Origin of the sequence: Arenimonas terrae (assembly GCF_006265115.1) — a bacterium.
Taxonomy (GTDB): domain Bacteria; phylum Pseudomonadota; class Gammaproteobacteria; order Xanthomonadales; family Xanthomonadaceae; genus Arenimonas; species Arenimonas terrae.
Map to the genome: position 1 here is coordinate 237,009 of NZ_SMDR01000003.1, position 15,406 is coordinate 252,414.

17 protein-coding genes are annotated in these 15,406 nt (G+C 72.0%); 10 read left to right on the forward strand and 7 right to left on the reverse strand.

All coding sequences use genetic code 11. From position 1 onward, the window contains the following. Positions 1–27 precede the first annotated feature (27 nt). The 4 genes from E1B00_RS12760 (at position 28) to E1B00_RS12775 (ending at position 2,442) form a co-directional block, all read left to right on the forward strand. Positions 28–906, forward strand: coding sequence for a hypothetical protein (locus tag E1B00_RS12760; protein ID WP_139449370.1), 879 nt, complete (start codon positions 28–30; stop codon positions 904–906). Positions 907–1,019: 113 nt separating this feature from the next. Then, complete coding sequence (locus tag E1B00_RS12765) at positions 1,020–1,253, forward strand: hypothetical protein (protein ID WP_139449372.1); 234 nt, start codon at positions 1,020–1,022, stop codon at positions 1,251–1,253. Positions 1,254–1,287: 34 nt separating this feature from the next. After that, positions 1,288–1,761: a tRNA (cytidine(34)-2'-O)-methyltransferase gene (locus E1B00_RS12770; protein WP_139449374.1), complete on the forward strand. Its 474-nt coding sequence runs from the start codon at positions 1,288–1,290 to the stop codon at positions 1,759–1,761. Between the two features lie 114 nt (positions 1,762–1,875). Continuing rightward, a complete protein-coding gene (locus tag E1B00_RS12775) occupies positions 1,876–2,442 on the forward strand; it encodes a porin family protein (RefSeq protein ID WP_139449376.1) in 567 nt (188 codons plus the stop codon). 75 nt (positions 2,443–2,517) lie between these two features. Here E1B00_RS12775 and E1B00_RS12780 read toward each other — a convergent pair whose 3' ends face one another. The 5 genes from E1B00_RS12780 to E1B00_RS12800 form a co-directional block, all read right to left on the reverse strand. Then, entirely contained in the window at positions 2,518–3,546 is a 1,029-nt protein-coding gene (locus tag E1B00_RS12780) for an NAD(P)H-dependent glycerol-3-phosphate dehydrogenase (RefSeq protein WP_139449378.1), read from the reverse strand. Between the two features lie 14 nt (positions 3,547–3,560). Next, positions 3,561–4,055, reverse strand: coding sequence for a protein-export chaperone SecB (secB, locus tag E1B00_RS12785; protein WP_139449380.1), 495 nt, complete (start codon positions 4,053–4,055; stop codon positions 3,561–3,563). 77 nt (positions 4,056–4,132) lie between these two features. Further along, the gene (locus E1B00_RS12790) at positions 4,133–4,561 is read right to left on the reverse strand and encodes a rhodanese-like domain-containing protein (protein ID WP_139449382.1); all 429 of its coding nucleotides are present in this window, start codon (positions 4,559–4,561) and stop codon (positions 4,133–4,135) included. 65 nt (positions 4,562–4,626) lie between these two features. Continuing rightward, positions 4,627–5,046, reverse strand: coding sequence for a hypothetical protein (locus E1B00_RS12795; RefSeq protein ID WP_139449384.1), 420 nt, complete (start codon positions 5,044–5,046; stop codon positions 4,627–4,629). 33 nt (positions 5,047–5,079) lie between these two features. Continuing rightward, on the reverse strand, positions 5,080–5,532 hold the full coding sequence (locus tag E1B00_RS12800) for a YiiD C-terminal domain-containing protein (protein WP_139449386.1): 453 nt from the start codon (positions 5,530–5,532) through the stop codon (positions 5,080–5,082). A 54-nt stretch (positions 5,533–5,586) separates the two neighbouring features. Between E1B00_RS12800 and E1B00_RS12805 the strand changes: the two genes are divergently transcribed. From E1B00_RS12805 to E1B00_RS12815, 3 genes are read left to right on the forward strand one after another with little or no spacing between them, the layout of a single operon-like run. Further along, positions 5,587–6,366: a uroporphyrinogen-III synthase gene (locus tag E1B00_RS12805; RefSeq protein ID WP_139449387.1), complete on the forward strand. Its 780-nt coding sequence runs from the start codon at positions 5,587–5,589 to the stop codon at positions 6,364–6,366. An 8-nt stretch (positions 6,367–6,374) separates the two neighbouring features. Beyond that, positions 6,375–7,412: a uroporphyrinogen-III C-methyltransferase gene (locus E1B00_RS12810; protein WP_139449389.1), complete on the forward strand. Its 1,038-nt coding sequence runs from the start codon at positions 6,375–6,377 to the stop codon at positions 7,410–7,412. Then, positions 7,409–8,659, forward strand: a complete 1,251-nt coding sequence (locus E1B00_RS12815; protein WP_139449391.1) for a heme biosynthesis protein HemY — start codon at positions 7,409–7,411, stop codon at positions 8,657–8,659. Before E1B00_RS12810 ends, E1B00_RS12815 begins: the two co-directional genes overlap by 4 nt. Before the next feature lie 90 nt (positions 8,660–8,749). Here the strand turns inward: E1B00_RS12815 and E1B00_RS12820 are convergent, their stop codons facing one another. Next, positions 8,750–10,027 carry an acetyl-CoA C-acetyltransferase gene (locus tag E1B00_RS12820; RefSeq protein WP_139449393.1) on the reverse strand — a complete coding sequence of 426 codons (1,278 nt, stop codon included), beginning with the start codon at positions 10,025–10,027 and terminating at the stop codon, positions 8,750–8,752. 146 nt (positions 10,028–10,173) lie between these two features. On the opposite strand from E1B00_RS12820, the gene E1B00_RS12825 reads away from it, so the two are divergent. Together E1B00_RS12825 and E1B00_RS12830 are read left to right on the forward strand one after the other, a co-directional pair. After that, the gene (locus tag E1B00_RS12825) at positions 10,174–11,049 is read left to right on the forward strand and encodes a hypothetical protein (RefSeq protein WP_246048707.1); all 876 of its coding nucleotides are present in this window, start codon (positions 10,174–10,176) and stop codon (positions 11,047–11,049) included. A 151-nt stretch (positions 11,050–11,200) separates the two neighbouring features. After that, positions 11,201–13,462 (forward strand): patatin-like phospholipase family protein, encoded by a 2,262-nt coding sequence (locus E1B00_RS12830; RefSeq protein WP_139449397.1) that lies wholly within the window; start codon positions 11,201–11,203, stop codon positions 13,460–13,462. Positions 13,463–13,517: 55 nt separating this feature from the next. Here E1B00_RS12830 and E1B00_RS12835 read toward each other — a convergent pair whose 3' ends face one another. Next, on the reverse strand, positions 13,518–14,576 hold the full coding sequence (locus E1B00_RS12835; protein ID WP_176693271.1) for a CDP-glycerol glycerophosphotransferase family protein: 1,059 nt from the start codon (positions 14,574–14,576) through the stop codon (positions 13,518–13,520). On the opposite strand from E1B00_RS12835, the gene E1B00_RS12840 reads away from it, so the two are divergent. Beyond that, positions 14,572–15,393, forward strand: a complete 822-nt coding sequence (locus E1B00_RS12840; protein WP_139449399.1) for a glycosyltransferase family 2 protein — start codon at positions 14,572–14,574, stop codon at positions 15,391–15,393. The genes E1B00_RS12835 and E1B00_RS12840 overlap by 5 nt on opposite strands. Positions 15,394–15,406 lie beyond the last annotated feature (13 nt).

The following is a 15,406-nucleotide window of genomic DNA, read 5'->3' on the forward strand; positions in this document are numbered from 1 at the left end:
CACTAGGCCGGAGGCCATAGTCGCCGCATGGACCTGCGCTCCGCACGCCACCGTCTGTTCATGGACGCTAACCGCGACCCTCCTCGGGACGGCGTCCGCGCGCGCGCTGCCCGCGTCGGCGCAAGCTGGGGCGCCGCGGCCGTGGGCGCGCTCGCGCTGCTGTGCGCGGTCCCCTCCGCGCAGGCGGCGATCAGCTTCGAGGAAGGACTGGCGCGCGATCCGGACAGCAATCAACTGCTCTATCGCGAGCAGCACCTCGTGCGCCGCCGTGACGGCCAGGTGCTCGAACGCCTCGTGCTGTACCGCTGCAGCGACGGCACCGCGTTCGCGCGCAAGCGGGTCGACTACCGGGCCTCGGCGCAGGCGCCGTCCTTCAGCCTCGAGGACGCCCGCGACGGCTACGGCGAAGGCCTGCGCCGCGGCAGTGCCGGCGACACCGTGTGGGTGCGCGAAAGCGCGGGCGGGAGCGAGCGCAGCGCGCCGCTGCGCGCGCATCCGCAGACGGTGGCGGACGCCGGCTTCGACGAATTCATCCGGCGCAACTGGCGGCCGCTGCTGGCCGGCGAATCGGTGCCGCTGCGCTTCGCGGTACCGGCGCGGCTCGAGAGCCTGGGCTTCAAGGTGTCGCGGATTGGCGCGGCGCGGTTCGGCGGTGAGCCGGCGGAACTGTTCCGGCTGCGGCTGGGCGGCTGGTTGGGCTGGATCGCGCCGCACATCGACGTCGCCTACGGCCGCGACAGCCAGCGCCTGCTGCGCTTCGAGGGCCTGAGCAACCTGCGCGCGGACGACGGCGGTTCGCAGCTGCTGGCGCGCATCGAGTTCCCGGCCCCGGCGGTCGACGCCGGCGAGCCGCAGTGGCGGGCGTTCGCCGGCGCCCCCCTGTCCGCCTGCCGTGTCCGGGCCTGAGTCCGGACGGCCGCGGACAGTCTGAAGCGCTCGCCAAGCCGTTGATCCCAAAGGACTCGGAGGGCTGGCACGGTTCCTGCTGTGATCTGCCCAGGACACCGAGGAGCCCCGCCATGACCGCCAACCTTTCCACCGCGATGCACCGCAGCCTGTTCGCCCTGCCCCTGCTGGCGGTGGCCCTGGCGGCCGCCGCCCACGAGCCGCCCGCGCTGGGCGAGACACTGGAGCGCGTGGTTTCCAGCACCATCGACTGCAGCGAGTCGCCGCGTCCTGCCGGCCGCCTGGGCCTGGCCCGCATGCCCGGCGACCTGGGCCTGATCAGCCGTCGCCTGCACTGCGCCGGCTGATGCCCGCGCGGCTGCGTCCGGCAATAATCGCCGGATGATCGACGTCATCCTGTTCCAGCCGGAAATCCCGCCCAACACCGGCAACATCATCCGCCTGTGCGCCAATACCGGCGCCGGCCTGCATCTGGTCGAGCCGCTGGGCTTCGATCTCGAGGACGCCAAGCTGCGGCGCGCGGGCCTCGACTACCATGAATTCGCGCGCGTGCACCGGCACGCCTCGCTCGACGAATGCCTGCGTTTCCTGAACATGCCGCGCCTGTTCGCATTCAGCGCGCGTTCTGAAAAAAGATTCGATCGCGTGTCCTACGAGCGCAACGATGCTTTGCTGTTCGGGCCGGAAACGCGCGGCCTTCCCGACGACGTGATCGCGCGTATTGCGCCGGAAAACCGCCTTCGCCTGCCGATGCGCGCGGGCCAGCGCAGCCTCAATCTCTCCAATGCGGTGGCGGTCGCGGTGTTCGAGGCGTGGCGACAGTCCGGATTCGTCGATGCGGCCATGCATGACTGACGACAGGGGGCGCGGAAAAAGTCCGTCTCGTTAATCTCTCGTTACGTTGAACTTCCCATACTCGGCCCCTGCGCTCCCCCACGAGCGTTCCCAAAATCGAAAAAGGAAGTTCCCATGAAGCGTTCCCTTCTTGCCCTGGCCCTGGTCGCCATCGTTCCCTTCGCGGCCCAGGCCGACGACAAGCTGAGCTACACCTACGTCGAGGGCGCGTACCTCAACACCCAGGCTGACGGCGGCGTGGATGCCGATGGTTTCGGCGTGCGTGGTTCGTTCGAGTTCGGCGAGTCCGGCTTCTACGGCCTCGGCGCGTACAACCAGATCGAAATCGACGACGTCAACGTCGACGTCGACAACTACGAGATCGGCGTCGGCTACGGCCACGGCCTGTCCGACAACCTCGACCTGATCAGCGAGCTGGCCTACATCAACTCCGACATCGACCTGCCGGGCGCCGGCAGCATCGACGGCTACCGCGCCTCGGTCGGCCTGCGCGGCTCGTTCACCGACAGCTTCGAGGGCCTGATCAAGGCCAACTACATCGACGGCAGCGACTTCGACGGCGACTTCAGCGGCACCGTCGGCGCCCAGTACAAGTTCACCCAGACCTGGGGCCTGACCGGCGAAGTCGAGTTCGGCGACGGCGGCGAGACCTACCTGGTCGGCGTGCGCGCCAGCTTCTGATCCAACGCGGCACCGCTACAAGCGAAAAGCCCGGCTCCCGCCGGGCTTTTCTTTTTGCGCCAGGTTGGCCGCCGCTCACTCCTCGAACAGGCCCTCGGCGTATTCGGGCTTCTGTTCGCGCGCGAGCAGCCGCTTGAGGCCTTCGATCGGCGTAATGCGCTCGTGCAGCACCTCGCGCACCAGGGCCGAGATCGGCAGCTCGATGCCGTGGCGTTCGCCCAGGCGCATCACTTCGTCGGCGGTCTGCACCGACTCGACCACCTGGCCGATCGCCGCCACCGCTTCCTTGATCGATTGCCCGCGGCCGAGCGCCAGGCCCAGGCGGCGGTTGCGCGACAGGTCGCCGGTGCTGGTCAGCACCAGGTCGCCGAGGCCGGCGAGGCCCATCAGTGTTTCCGCGCGGCCGCCCAGCGCGACGTTCAGGCGCAGCATCTCGTTGAGGCCGCGCGTGATCAGGCCGGCGCGGGCGTTGAGGCCCAGGTTCATGCCATCGGCGACGCCGGTGGCGACGGCCAGCACGTTCTTCATCGCGCCGCCGAGTTCGGCGCCGAGCATGTCGTTGCCGGTGTAGGCGCGGAAGGTCGGACCGTGCAGGGTTTCGGCGACCTCGAGCGCGAAGGCCTCGTCGTCCGAATGCACGGTCACCGCGGTCGGCAGGCCCTGCGCGACCTCCTTGGCGAAGGAAGGGCCGGTGACGATCGCCAGCGGCACGCCGTCGCCCAGCACGTCGCCGGCGACTTCATGCAGGAACCGGCCCGAACCGGGCTCGAAACCCTTGGTCGCCCAGGCCACGCCGGCCTGCGCGCGGCGATGCGGGGCGAGCAGCTTCAGCGTTTCGGTGAAGGCGTGGCTGGGCGTGACCACCAGCACCAGGTCGGCGCCGGCCACGGCGGCCGCGAGATCGCCGGTGGCGACCAGCGACTCGGGCAGGGGTACGCCCGGCAGGTAGCGGGTGTTCTCGTGCCGCTGGTTGATCGACGCGATCTGGGCCGGGTCGCGGCCCCAGATCGTGGTCGGATGACCATTGCGGGCGATCAGCGATGCAAGCGCCGTGCCCCAGGAGCCACTCCCGAGTACGGCGACCGCCGGTTTTGCGGTGCTCATCGGCGCCGCGGGGATCAGGCGTTGCCGGCCTCGAGCGCCGGACCGCCCTGGGCGGCCTCGGCGCGACGGCGCAGGCCTTCGGCGTACAGCGCCTCGAAGTTGATCGGCTGCAGGTAGAACGGCGGGAAACCACCCTGCGACACCAGCTCGCCGATGGTCTGGCGGGCGTAGGGGAACAGCACGTTCGGGCAGTAGGTGCCGAGCATCATGTCCAGGGTGCGGTCGTCGAAACCGGCCAGGCCGAACAGGCCGGCCTGCTCGATCTCGGCCAGGTACACGGTCTTCTCGCCCAGCTTGCAGGTCAGGGTGATGCCGAGCGCGACTTCGAACAGGCCCTCCGCGACGCGGCCGACCTTCTGGTTGAGGTTGAGCTCAAGCTGCGGCTGGCCCGGCTCGTTGAAGATCTGCGGCGCGCCCGGAACCTCGAAGGACACGTCCTTGACGTAGATCTTCTGGATGGTGAACTGCGCCTGTTCGGCGCCAGCGGCACCATTGTTCTGCTCGGCCATGACGGCAACTCCGGAATGATGTGACGGATGAAAGGGCGGCGATTATCGCACGCCCGCCCGGCCCCGGCCTCGGGGGCTCAGCGGCCCTTGGCCAGCGGCAGGCCGGCGGACTGCCAGCTGCCGATGCCGCCGTCGAGCACGCCGATGCGCTTGAAGCCGGCCTTGACCAGCTTCTCGGCGGCGGCCGAGGCGGTGATGCCCGCGGCGTCCACCAGCACCACCGGCGACTCCTTGGCCTTGGCCAGCAGCTTGCCTTCGGGCTCGATCTGGCTGGGCAGCACGTGCTTGGCGCCGATGATGTGGCCCTTCTCGTAATCGCCCTGCCCGCGCAGGTCCAGCACCAGGGCGTCCTCGCGGTTGATCAGCTCGGTGAGCTGGGCCGGGCTGACGGCCTTGTAGCCGCGGAACAGGCGCCGGATTTCGGTGTAGACGATCGCCAGGGTCAGGCCCAGCAGGGCCAGGGACAGCAAGGGGTTGGCTTGGGCGAAGTCGAGCAGGCGATCCATGTCGGGGCGGTTCCGGGCAGCGGGGCCGGCATTATGGGCGCCGCCGCCGCCGGGGGCAAAACCGCTCAGCCGCCGTCGAGCCTGGGCAGGCCGGTGGTCAGCCACCAGCGCTTGGCCTCGGGGTCGTAGCGCCAGTGCTGGTGGTCGGTGACGATCTTCTCTACCTGGGTGTGGCGGTTGACGAAGCGGATCTCGACGACCTGCTCGTATTCGCCCTCGGCCGGCTCCCGGCCGGAGCGCACGTCGTAACCCGAGACCTGGAACTGCTTGTAGCGCTCGAGCTCCAGGGACGTGATCGGCCGCTCCTCGAGCACCTTCGGGTCGATGAAGGCCGCGGCCTTGTCGAAGTCGCTCCAGCGGATGGCGCTGACGTAGTGGTAGAGCATCTGGTCGCGCGGGTTGCGCTGTGCGCCCATCGAACCGCAGGCGGTCAGCAGCACCAGCAGGAGCAGGGCGACGAGGCGGTGCAGGCGGGACGTGGTCATGGCCGCATTATGCACATTGCCGCCGGCGGGGCATCACGCCGGCCGCAGCAGGGCGAAACGGCCCTCGAGCTCGGCCACCACTTCGCCTTCCGGGCCGTGGACCCAGGCCATCACGCTGGCGCGGGCGCGGCCGCGCTCGCGGAAGGCGCGCAGCACCGCGTCCCAGTCCACGTCGGGCGCCAGGGCGGCATCGCCGCGCAGGTCGGTGTACAGGGGACGCAGGTAGCGCAGCTGGCTGTCGGCGACATAAACCTCGGCCTGCAGCCCGGCCTGCCCCAGCTTCAGCGTCAGCAGGCCCCAGCCGGCCAGCGTCATCAGGCTGGCGAGGCTGCCGCCGAAGGCGCAGTCCTTGTCGTTGACGTTGGCGTCCAGGGGCGCGTGCAGCTGCAGGCGCTCGCCGTCGAAGGCGGTGGCGCGGATGCGCATGGCCGCCACCGGCGGCATCGCCTGGTAGTGGGCGTTGAGGTCGTCCAGGGGGTTCGACATGCGGTGCGGACTCTATGGATTCAGATCGCAGAAAGGCTGTGCCAAGCTGGCGCCATGGCCAAGCCGCGGTCCACACCCCTCCTGGCGGGATGGTACGTCATCTCGCTGCGCCCCTCGGGCGGCCATGCGCCGGTGCGGCGCGCCGCCGCCGCGCTGGGCGCGCGCGTGCTGCCGCTGTCGACCCTGCGGCTGGCGGCACTGGACGCCGGGGTGGCGCTGGCAGCAGCGCTGGCCTGCGACGACGTCGTGTTCACCAGCCCGGCCGCGGTGCGTTTCGCCGCGCGGCAGGCACCGCTGCGGCCACGGCCCGGCCAGCGCTGGCTGGCGGTGGGCGCGGGCACGGCGGCGGCGCTGCGGCGCAGCGGCGTGCCGGCGCCGCTGGCGCCGAGCGGGCGCGCCGATTCCGAAGCGCTGCTGGCGCTGCCGGCGCTGGAACAGGTCGCCGGCCGCGACATCGGACTGGTGACCGCGCCGGGCGGGCGCGGCGTCATCGCCGAAACCCTGGCCCACCGCGGCGCGCGCGTGCACCTGGCGTCGGTCTATCAGCGCGAGGCCGCACCGCCGCGCAGCGACCGCCTGCGCGCGGCGGTCGACGCGCCCGCCGCCTGCGCCCTGCTGGTCAGCAGCGCCGAGGCCTTCGACGTGCTCTGGGCGCCGCTGCCCGCCGCCGACCGCGAGCGCCTGCGCGCCCGGCCGGTGGTCGCCAGCAGCCCGCGCCTGGCGGTGATGCTGGCGGGGCAGGGCTTCCAGTCCATCGTCACCGCTGCCAGCGCGATCCCTTCACGCATGCTGGCCGCACTCGCCGCCGATGTGGCGCAGGGTCGCTTCCGGTAGGATTGCGCGTGAATTCGCGTTCTCTGTCGGCAATGGACCCCGTGCTGGACGATTCCTCCGAAACCCCGACCGCCCACCGCCGCTTCGGCGCCCTGGGCTGGCTGCTGCTTGTGCTGGTCCTGGCCGCGGGCGCCTACGCCGCCTGGCGCGCCTGGCCGACGCTGCGTCCCAGCGCCGACGATGCGCCGGACCTTAGCCCCGAAGCCCTCGACGCACGCCTGCTCGACGCCGAACAGGGCCTGGTCACGCTGCGCCGCACCCAGCAGAACCTGGAACAGAAACTCAGCGACACCCGCGCGCGCACCGGCCTGCTGCGCGACGAGGTGCTGGGCGTCGGCCAGCGCGCCGCCATCCTCGAGGACAACCTGCGCGAACTCTCGTCCCAGGCCAGCGAAGGCCGCGAAGCCCTGCGCCTGGACGAGGTCGAGCTGCTGCTGAGCCTGGCCCAGGCCCGGCTGGTGATCGCCGGCGACGTCGAGGGCGCGATCCGCGCGACCGCGATGGCCCGCGAAACGCTCGCCCCGCTCACCGATCCGCAGTTCATCAACCTGCGCCAGACCCTGGGCCAGGAGCTCTCGGCCCTGCGCGCCCTGCCCGCGGACCCGCGCCGCATCGCCGCCGCCGAACTCGACGCGCTGCAGGCCAGCCTGCCGACCCTGGCCAGCCGCGCGCCAGGCGCACCGCGCGCCGGCACCGGCAGCTCCGGCTGGCAGCGCATGCTCGACGCGGTCGTGCAGATCCGCCCGAGCAGCACCCAGGACCTGATCTCGCCCGCCGACCGCGCCACCGGCGAAGCCGCGCTCGGCCTGGAGCTGGCGCTGGCCCGCACCGCGCTCGACCGTCGCGACGAAGCCGGCTTCCGCGCCGGCCTTCAGCGCATCGACCAGTGGCTGCGCCGCCTCTACGCCGAAAACGACGCGCTGCAGGAACACCGCGGCCGCCTGCTCGAACTCGGCCGGCTGACCCTGGTGCCGGACCTGCCCGTGCAGGGCGCCGGCCTGCAGCAGCTGCGCGACCTGCGCCAGGGCCGGGGTCCGTCGCGGTGAACCTCTATCGCAGCCTGCTGCTGTGGCTGGCGCTGGCGGTCACCGGCGCGCTGGCCTGGCACTGGTTCTCGCAGGACCTGGGCGACGTGGTCGTGCGCTTCCGCGGTCTGACCTACACGACCACGCTGGCCTATTTCCTGCTCGCCTGGGGCCTGCTCTGGTTCCTGCTGTGGGCGCTGTGGTGGCTGCTGCGGCTGCCGCTGCGCGCCTGGCAGCGGCACGCGCGCCGCCAGGCCCGCAACCGCCTGGTCAACGGCCTGGAGGCCCTGCACCAGGGCCGCTGGGAGCGCGCCGAGTCGCTGCTGGCCCGCGCCGCCGAAGACGAGGACCTGCGCAGCGCCGCCCTGCTGGCCGCGCACCGCGCCGCCGTGACCCGCGGCGATGTGGAGGCGGCGGCCCGCCACCAGGCGGCCCTGCTGGCGCACGACCCGCAGGCCGCCGCGCTCGAACAGGCCGCGCGCCTGGCCGAAGCCGGCCGCCACGAGGAAACCCTGGCGGCGCTGGCCGGCGCCGGCACCACCCTCCCGCCGCGCGGGCTGCTGCTGCAGGCGCGGGCCCTGGCCGGCGCGGGCCGGGCCCAGGACGCGCAGGCGCCGCTGAATGCGCTGCGCCGCGACCAGGCCCTGCCGCCCGAGGCGCTGGCCCAGCTCGAACTCGACCTCACCGCCGCCGGCCTGGCCCAGGCCCCGCAGGCCGACACGCTGATGCAGCGCTGGCAGGCGCTGCCGCAGCGGCTGCAGCTGGCCACGCCGGTCGCCGCGGCCTTTGCCCGGCGCGCGGCCCAGCTCAACCTCGACGACTACGGCCTGCAGGCGATCGCCTCGGCGCTGGCGGCGGGCTGGGACGAAGACCTGGCGCGGCTGTACGGCCAGCTGCCGGGCGGCCGCGACGCCGGCCTACGCCTGGGCCGGGCCGAAGCCTGGCTGTCGGCCCACGCCACGAGCCCGGCCCTGCTGGTCACGCTGGGACAGATCTGCCGCGAACAGAAGCTCTGGGGCAAGGCCGAGGACTTCCTGCACCGCGCGCTCGCCCACGGCGGCGGCGCCGAGGCCTGGGAGCTGCTGGGCCACGTCTGGACCGCGCAGGACGACGCCGCCCGCGCCCAGATCGCCTACGCCAACGCCCTGCGCCTGGCCCGCGGCGACGCGCCGCTGGCGCTCGGCGGCCGCAGCCTGCGCGACCAGATCGCCGACCAGGCCGTCGCCGAACTGCGCAACGAGCACGGCATCCCGCTGCTGCCGCCCTGACATCCGGGGTCAGAGTCGATTTAAGTTCGCCGCGCTCCATTAGAGCGCGGGGCCGGAGAACTTAAATCGACTCTGACCCCGGATTTTTCATCAGCGTTCGACGATCGCCGCCACGCCCATGCCGCCCGCGGTGCAGATCGAGATCAGCACGCGGCCGCGGCCCTTTTCCTTGAGCAGCTTGGCGGCGGTGGCGACGATGCGCGCGCCGGTGGCGGCGAAGGGATGGCCCAGCGCCAGCGAACTGCCGACCACGTTGAGCTTGCTGCGGTCGATGCTGCCCAGGGCCTTGTCGGCGCCGAGCCTGGTCTTGCAGAACTCCTCGTCTTCCCAGGCCTTGAGCGTGCACAGCACCTGGGCCGCGAAGGCCTCGTGGATCTCGTAGAAGTCGAAGTCCTGCAGGGTCAGATTGTTGCGCTTGAGCAGGGTGTGCACGGCCCAGCACGGCGCCATCAGCAGGCCTTCGCCGTGCACGAAGTCCACCGCCGCGACCTGCGCGTCCACCAGATACGCCTGCACTTCCAGGTTGCGCGCCGCCGCCCATTCCTCCGAGGCCAGCAGCGCCACCGACGCGCCGTCGGTGAGCGGCGTCGAGTTGCCTGCGGTCAGCGTGCCCTGGCCCGACGTCTTGTCGAAGGCGGGCTTGAGCGTGGCGAGTTTTTCCAGCGAGGTGTCGGGGCGCAGGATGTTATCGCGCTCCAGGCCGCGGAACGGCGCCACCAGGTCGGTGTAGAAACCGCGCTCGTAGGCGGCCGCGGCCTTCTTGTGCGACTCCATCGCCAGCTGGTCCTGCGCCTCGCGCGGGATCTGCCACTCCTTGGCCATCATCTCGCAGTGCTCGCCCATGGACTTGCCGGTGCGCGGTTCGCCCACGCCCGGGAATTCCGGCTTGAGCTCGCGGAACTTGAAGCCCTTGAAGGCCTTCAGGCGCTGGCCGAAGGTCTTGGCCATGTTGGCGTCGAGCAGGCGGCGGCGCAGGCGCTTGCCGACCACGATCGGCACGTCCGAGGTGGTGTCGCTGCCGCCGCCCACGCCGGCCTCGATCTGGCCGAGCGCGATCTTGTTGGCGACATCCACCACGGTGTCCAGGCCGGTGCCGCAGGCACGCTGCATGGTGATGCCCGGCGTCAGCGGCGACAGGCCGGACGAGAGCGCGGCCTCGCGGCCCAGGTTCCAGTCGCTGCTGTGCTTGAGCACCGCGCCCAGCGCCACTTCGCCGAGCACTTCGCCGTGCAGCTTGAACTTCTCGACCAGGGCGCCCAGCGCCTTGATCGACATGCCGAGGTTGCCGACGTCGTGGTAGGCCGTGTTGTTGCGGCAGAAGGGAATGCGGACGCCGCCGAGGATGGCGACACGACGGGTGGGCTGCATCGAAACACTCCTTGGCTCGAGACGGTCGGGTGCCGCCGCGGCGGACGCGGGCACCTCGGGAAACCCCGCACCGGGCGGCCTGCGGGGCGGCCTTCCGGGGTGCGGCGGGTATGATGCCGATCATAACCCGACGCCACCGTATGCCCATGCCCCAGACCGTCCTCAGCTGCCTCGGCGCACTCGCGCTCGAGCTCACGCCCGGCACCCGGGCCGCCCGCACCGCCCTGGATCCGGCCGCGGCCGGCGAGCTGGCGGCGCTGGCGGCGCGCGACCTGGCCAAGCTCGTGCCCGAGGCCGCACAGCTGGACCTGGGCCTGGTCGCGGCGCTGTTCGATCCGGTGGAGCTGCTGCGGCCGGGCTACCCGCTGCACGCCGAGCTCGAACGCCTGGTCGCACGCGCGCCGGGTGCGGCCGGCGGCCGGGTGATCGGCTTCGGCGCCGGCGGCGATGGCCTGCCGCCGCCGCTGCGCCCCGACCCCGAGCACGCGGCGGGCCCGCTGCGCCTGCTGCCCCTGCTGCTGCGCGGCGACGCCGGGCTCGTCGCCGCGGTCGGCGATCGGCTGGAGCAGGTGCTGCTCGACACCGGCATGGCCGGCGCCGATACCGCGCTGTGCGCGCAGGACGGCTTCGCCGCGCCGGTCGAACACGCGCGCCTGCTCACCCTCAACGACCTCGCGGCGATGATGGCCCTGCAGTACGAACACGCCGGCCTCGCTCCTCTCTGGCCCCTGGTCGAGACCGCCCTGCTGATGCCCGAGGCCGAGCAGTGGCTCGATGCGCCGCCGGAACCGCTGGCGCGCTACGTCGGCCGCGAGGTGCGCATGGCCCTGCTCGACGCCGAAGCCTGGAACGAGGGCGGCTTCGCGCCGGCCTCGGCCGACCCGGCCCAGCTGGCGCGCGCCTTCGAGCGTTTCCAGATGCGCCAGCGGCAGTTCGCCGCGGTGCTCGGGGCGCACGGCATTCCCGTCACCTACGACCACTGCCCCGCCGGCCGCGACCCGCGCACGGTGCTGCGCGCCTGAGCGCGCCAGTGACGTCGGCGCGACGGCGCCCGATTCCACGCGCCTGAACCGCAGCCCGCGCCGCGTCCGCGACGACGCCGGGCGCACGGCCGTGCAGGCTAGACTTCCCGGCGATCGGGCGCCGCGTCCGCGCCCACGCAAGGATTCCGCCATGACGACGATGCGACGGCTCGCCTGTGTCCTCCTGCTGTGCGCGCCCGCGGCCAGCGCCTTCGGCCAGGCCGCGTCCACCGTCGCGCCGCCCGACGCCGGTCCCGCCATGACCTCCTGCGGCCCCGCCGGCGACCTGGGCCGGCCGCGCGTGGGTCTGGTGCTGGGCGGCGGCGGCGCCCGCGGTTTCGCCCACGTGGCCGTGCTCAAGGAGCTCGAGCGCCAGCGCATCCCGGTCGACTGCATCGCCGGCACCAGCATGGGCGCGCTGATCGGCGGCCTGTACGCCTCGGGCATGTCGGCCGATCGGATCGAGAAGGAACTGCGGGCCATGAACTGGACGCAGATGTTCAACGACCGCGTCGAGCGCCCGGAGCGCTCCTTCCGCCGCAAGCGCGACGACGACCTGGCGCTGATCGCCGGCAAACCGGGCATCGGCAACGACGGCATCAAGATCGCGCCCGGCGTGCTCTCGGGCGAACGCGTGCTGCTGCTGCTCGAACGGCTGACCCAGCCGGTGGCCACGCGCCGCCACTTCGACGACCTGCCGATTCCCTTCCGCGCCGTCGCCACCGACCTCAACAGCGGCCAGCCGGTGGTGCTCGAGGACGGCAACCTGGCCCTGGCGATGCGCGCCAGCATGTCCATCCCGGCGGTGTTCCGGCCGGTGCAGCGCGGCGAGCAGCTGCTCGTGGACGGCGGCCTGGCCAACCAGGTGCCGGTGGACGTGGTGCGGGCGATGGGCGCCGAACGCGTGATCGCGGTGGACGTCAGCACGCCCCTGCTCAAGCTCGACGAAGGCGCCAGCCCCTTCGAGATCGTCGACCAGATCAGCGGCTTCATGACTGTCGGCAGCGCCAAGGCGCAGATCGCCACCCTGGGCCCGGACGACGTGCTGGTGCGGCCGGCGCTCGGCGTCGAGGTCGGCACCGCCAGCTTCGACAAACTCGACGAGGCCATGCGCATCGGCGAAGCCTCGCTGGACGCCGCCCGCCCGAAACTCGCGGCGCTGGCGCTCGGTGCCGAACCCTACCGCGCGCAGGTGGCGACGCGCCCGGCGATCGACAGCGCGCCGCCGGTGATCGCCTTCGTGCGCCTGGACAACCGCAGCCGCTACGCCGACGAAGTGCTGCTGTCGAAGATCGACATCGCGCCCGGCCAGCCGCTCGACACCGAGCGCCTGCAGCGCAACCTGCAGCGCATCTACGGCCTGGACACCCTGGACCTGGTCACCTACGACCTGGTGCAGGAAGACGCCGGCACCGGCGTCGTGGTCACCGTGATCCCGCACAGCTATGGCCCGAACTACCTGGAGACCGGCCTGAGCCTGTATTCGGACTTCGGCGGCGACTTCTTCTTCAACCTGCGCGCCGGCGTGCTGCGCGCGCCGCTCAATCCGCAGGGCGGCGAAGTGCGCGGCCTGCTGCAGATCGGCGACGAGCCGGGCCTGCTGGTGGACTACTACCAGCCGCTGGGCGTGCAGGGGAAGTATTTCTTCGGCGCCGCAGCCGGCGTCGAAAGCCCGAAGTTCAGTGTCTACGACCCGGTCACCGGGAAACGCACCGCCAGCTACCGCGCGCCGAACTGGGGCGGCGAGCTGTCCTTCGGCCGCGAGTACGGCAACCACGGCGCCGCCACGCTGACCCTGCGCCGGCGCGAGGGCAAGGCCGAGCTCGAACTGGGCGATCCGCTGTTCGAGGACCTGAGCTACGACCAGGGCGAGGCCGAGCTGGCCCTGGTCTACGACCGCATCGACAGCACCTACCTGCCGCGCGCGGGCACCTATGCCGTACTCAGCGGGCTCGTGTCGCGCGAGGCGCTGGGCGCCGACGCCAACTTCGTGCAGCGCAACTTCGACCTGATCCATGCCCAGGCCATCGGCAAGCACTCGGGTTTCGTCGGCTTCCGCTACCACGACTCCGACGACGACTTCATCCCGATCCAGAGCAAGTTCCGGCTCGGCGGCCTCACCCGCTTCGCCGGCTACCGGCCGAACGAACGCCTGGTGGACAACTACGCCCTGGCCTACGGCGGCTACACCTACGAACTGGGCCGCGTGCTGAGCCGGCCGGCCGTGCTCGGTGGCACGCTCGAATACGGCCAGAGCTGGCTCGCCGGCCAGGACCTGGGCGACGGCGAGGCCGAACTGCACGGCAGCGTCTACTTCGGCTTCGATTCCTGGATCGGTCCGATGCAGTTCGGCTACGGCATCCGCGAAGGCGGTGAGGGCATCTTCCTGCTCGAAGTCGGCCGGCCGCGCTGACCTGCCCGGCGCCGGATTTGCACCGGGCGCCGATGGACCGGGCCGCGCCGCGGCTTCAGCCGCCGAAACCCCAGTAGCCGAGCTCCCGGCGCATCTGCAGGCCGCGCAGCCATGCGCCGAAGGGCTTGGGCCGCAGCGCGCCCAGCTCGCCGGCAAGCAGGGCCTCGGTCGCGGCCAGCACACGTTCGCTGGCGCGGCCGTCGCGCGCGGGGTGGATGGCGTCGGCGTAGTCGGCGAGCGCGCGCTGCAGGTCGGCGGTCGGCGCGAAGGCGCGTTCGAGCATCGCCGGCAGCCCCGCCGGATCGTCGAAGTCGAGCATGTGCGGCTTGGGCGCGCGGTTGCGGAAGGTCAGCACCGGCTTGCGCTGCACCACGAACTCCGAGACCACCGAGGTGGTGTCGGCCAGCAGCACGTCGGCGGCGCGCTGTGCGGGCACGAGCTGCTCGGGTTCGACGAAGTGCGCGTTCGGTCCGGCCAGCGCGCGGTAGCGGTCGAACAGCTCCGGCGCGCATTTGGGGTGCAGGGTGAGCAGCCAGTAGCGGTCGCCCTTCGCCACTTCGGCGGCGATGGCGTGCAGCAGCACCGGCGCGGCGCTCAGGCGTTCGGTGAAAGTCGAGGCGAACATCACCACCGGTCGGCTGCCGGCGCGCGCGCGCAGCGCCGCCGCCTCCGGATCCTCACCGCGGAACAGCGGATCGAGCTTGGGCCAGCCCGTTTCGACCACCGCAAAATGGCCGAGCTGCGCGGCCAGTTCGCGGAAGGGCGCGGTGGTCAGCGGTCCCTGCGTGCAGTACAGGTCGAACAGGCCGCGCACGCGGAAATGTCCGCGCGTGTCGGCGCGTTTTTCGACGTTGAAGCCGTGGAAGAGCTGGACCTTGGCGCCGGAGACGAAGGTCGGCACGTCGTTGGCGGCGCTGAACACCGCGCGCGGCTTCAGGGCCACGGCGCCGCGCACGTCCACCGCCCGCACCGGCGCCGGCAGCGCCGAACCGGCCGCGCCGCGCACGAACAGGGCGGAAACGCCGTGCCCCGCGGCTTGCAGCGTTTCCGCCAGCGGCCCCAGAATGGGCAGCGCATATCGTTCGGTCGCGAACAACAGGTAGTCCGCCATCAGCCCTTCCTCCGCCAGCCCGCCGCGTCTCTCGGCCTGCATTATCGCCTTCAACGAGGCCGGACGCCTGGGCGACTGCCTGGCCTCGCTGGATTTCTGCGACGAGGTGCTGGTGGTGGACTCGTTCTCCACCGACGCCACGGTCGAGATCGCCCGCGCGGCCGGCGCACGCGTTCTGCAGCGGCCCTTCGACGGCTTCCGCAGCCAGAAGCAGTTCGCGGTGGAGCAGGCGACGCACGACTGGGTGCTGTGCCTGGACGCCGACGAGCGGGTCAGCCCGGAGCTGCGTGCCAGCCTGGTGGCCGCGCGCGAGGGCGGCTTCGAGGGCGCGGCCGGCTATCGCTTCGCCCGGCTGTCGGACTATTTCGGCCGCTTCCTGCGCCACGGCAACGCCTATCCCGACCGCGTGCTGCGCCTGTTCGACCGGCGCCGCGGCGGCTGGCGCGGCAAGCGCGAGATCCACGAGGCCGCCAGCGTCGACGGCGCGGTGAAGACCCTGCGCGGCGACCTGATCCACTATCCCTACCGTTCGCTGGAACAGCAGCTGGCCAAGACGCAGAAGTACGCGCGAATGATGGCCGAGCATGATTTCGCGCGCGGCAAGCGCGCCTCGCTGGCCAAGCTGATCGTCTCGCCGGCCTGGCGCTTCTGGCGCGGCTACCTGCTGCGCGGCGGTTTCCTCGACGGCTGGCACGGCCTGGTCTACGCCTACGTCCGCGCCAACTACGTGCGCCAGAAGACCGTGATGCTGTGGCTGCTGCAGAACGGCCAGGCCGTGGCCGATGCGCCCGCCAAGCCCGTGGCCACGGACAAGCCATGAGGTCGGCGCAGCT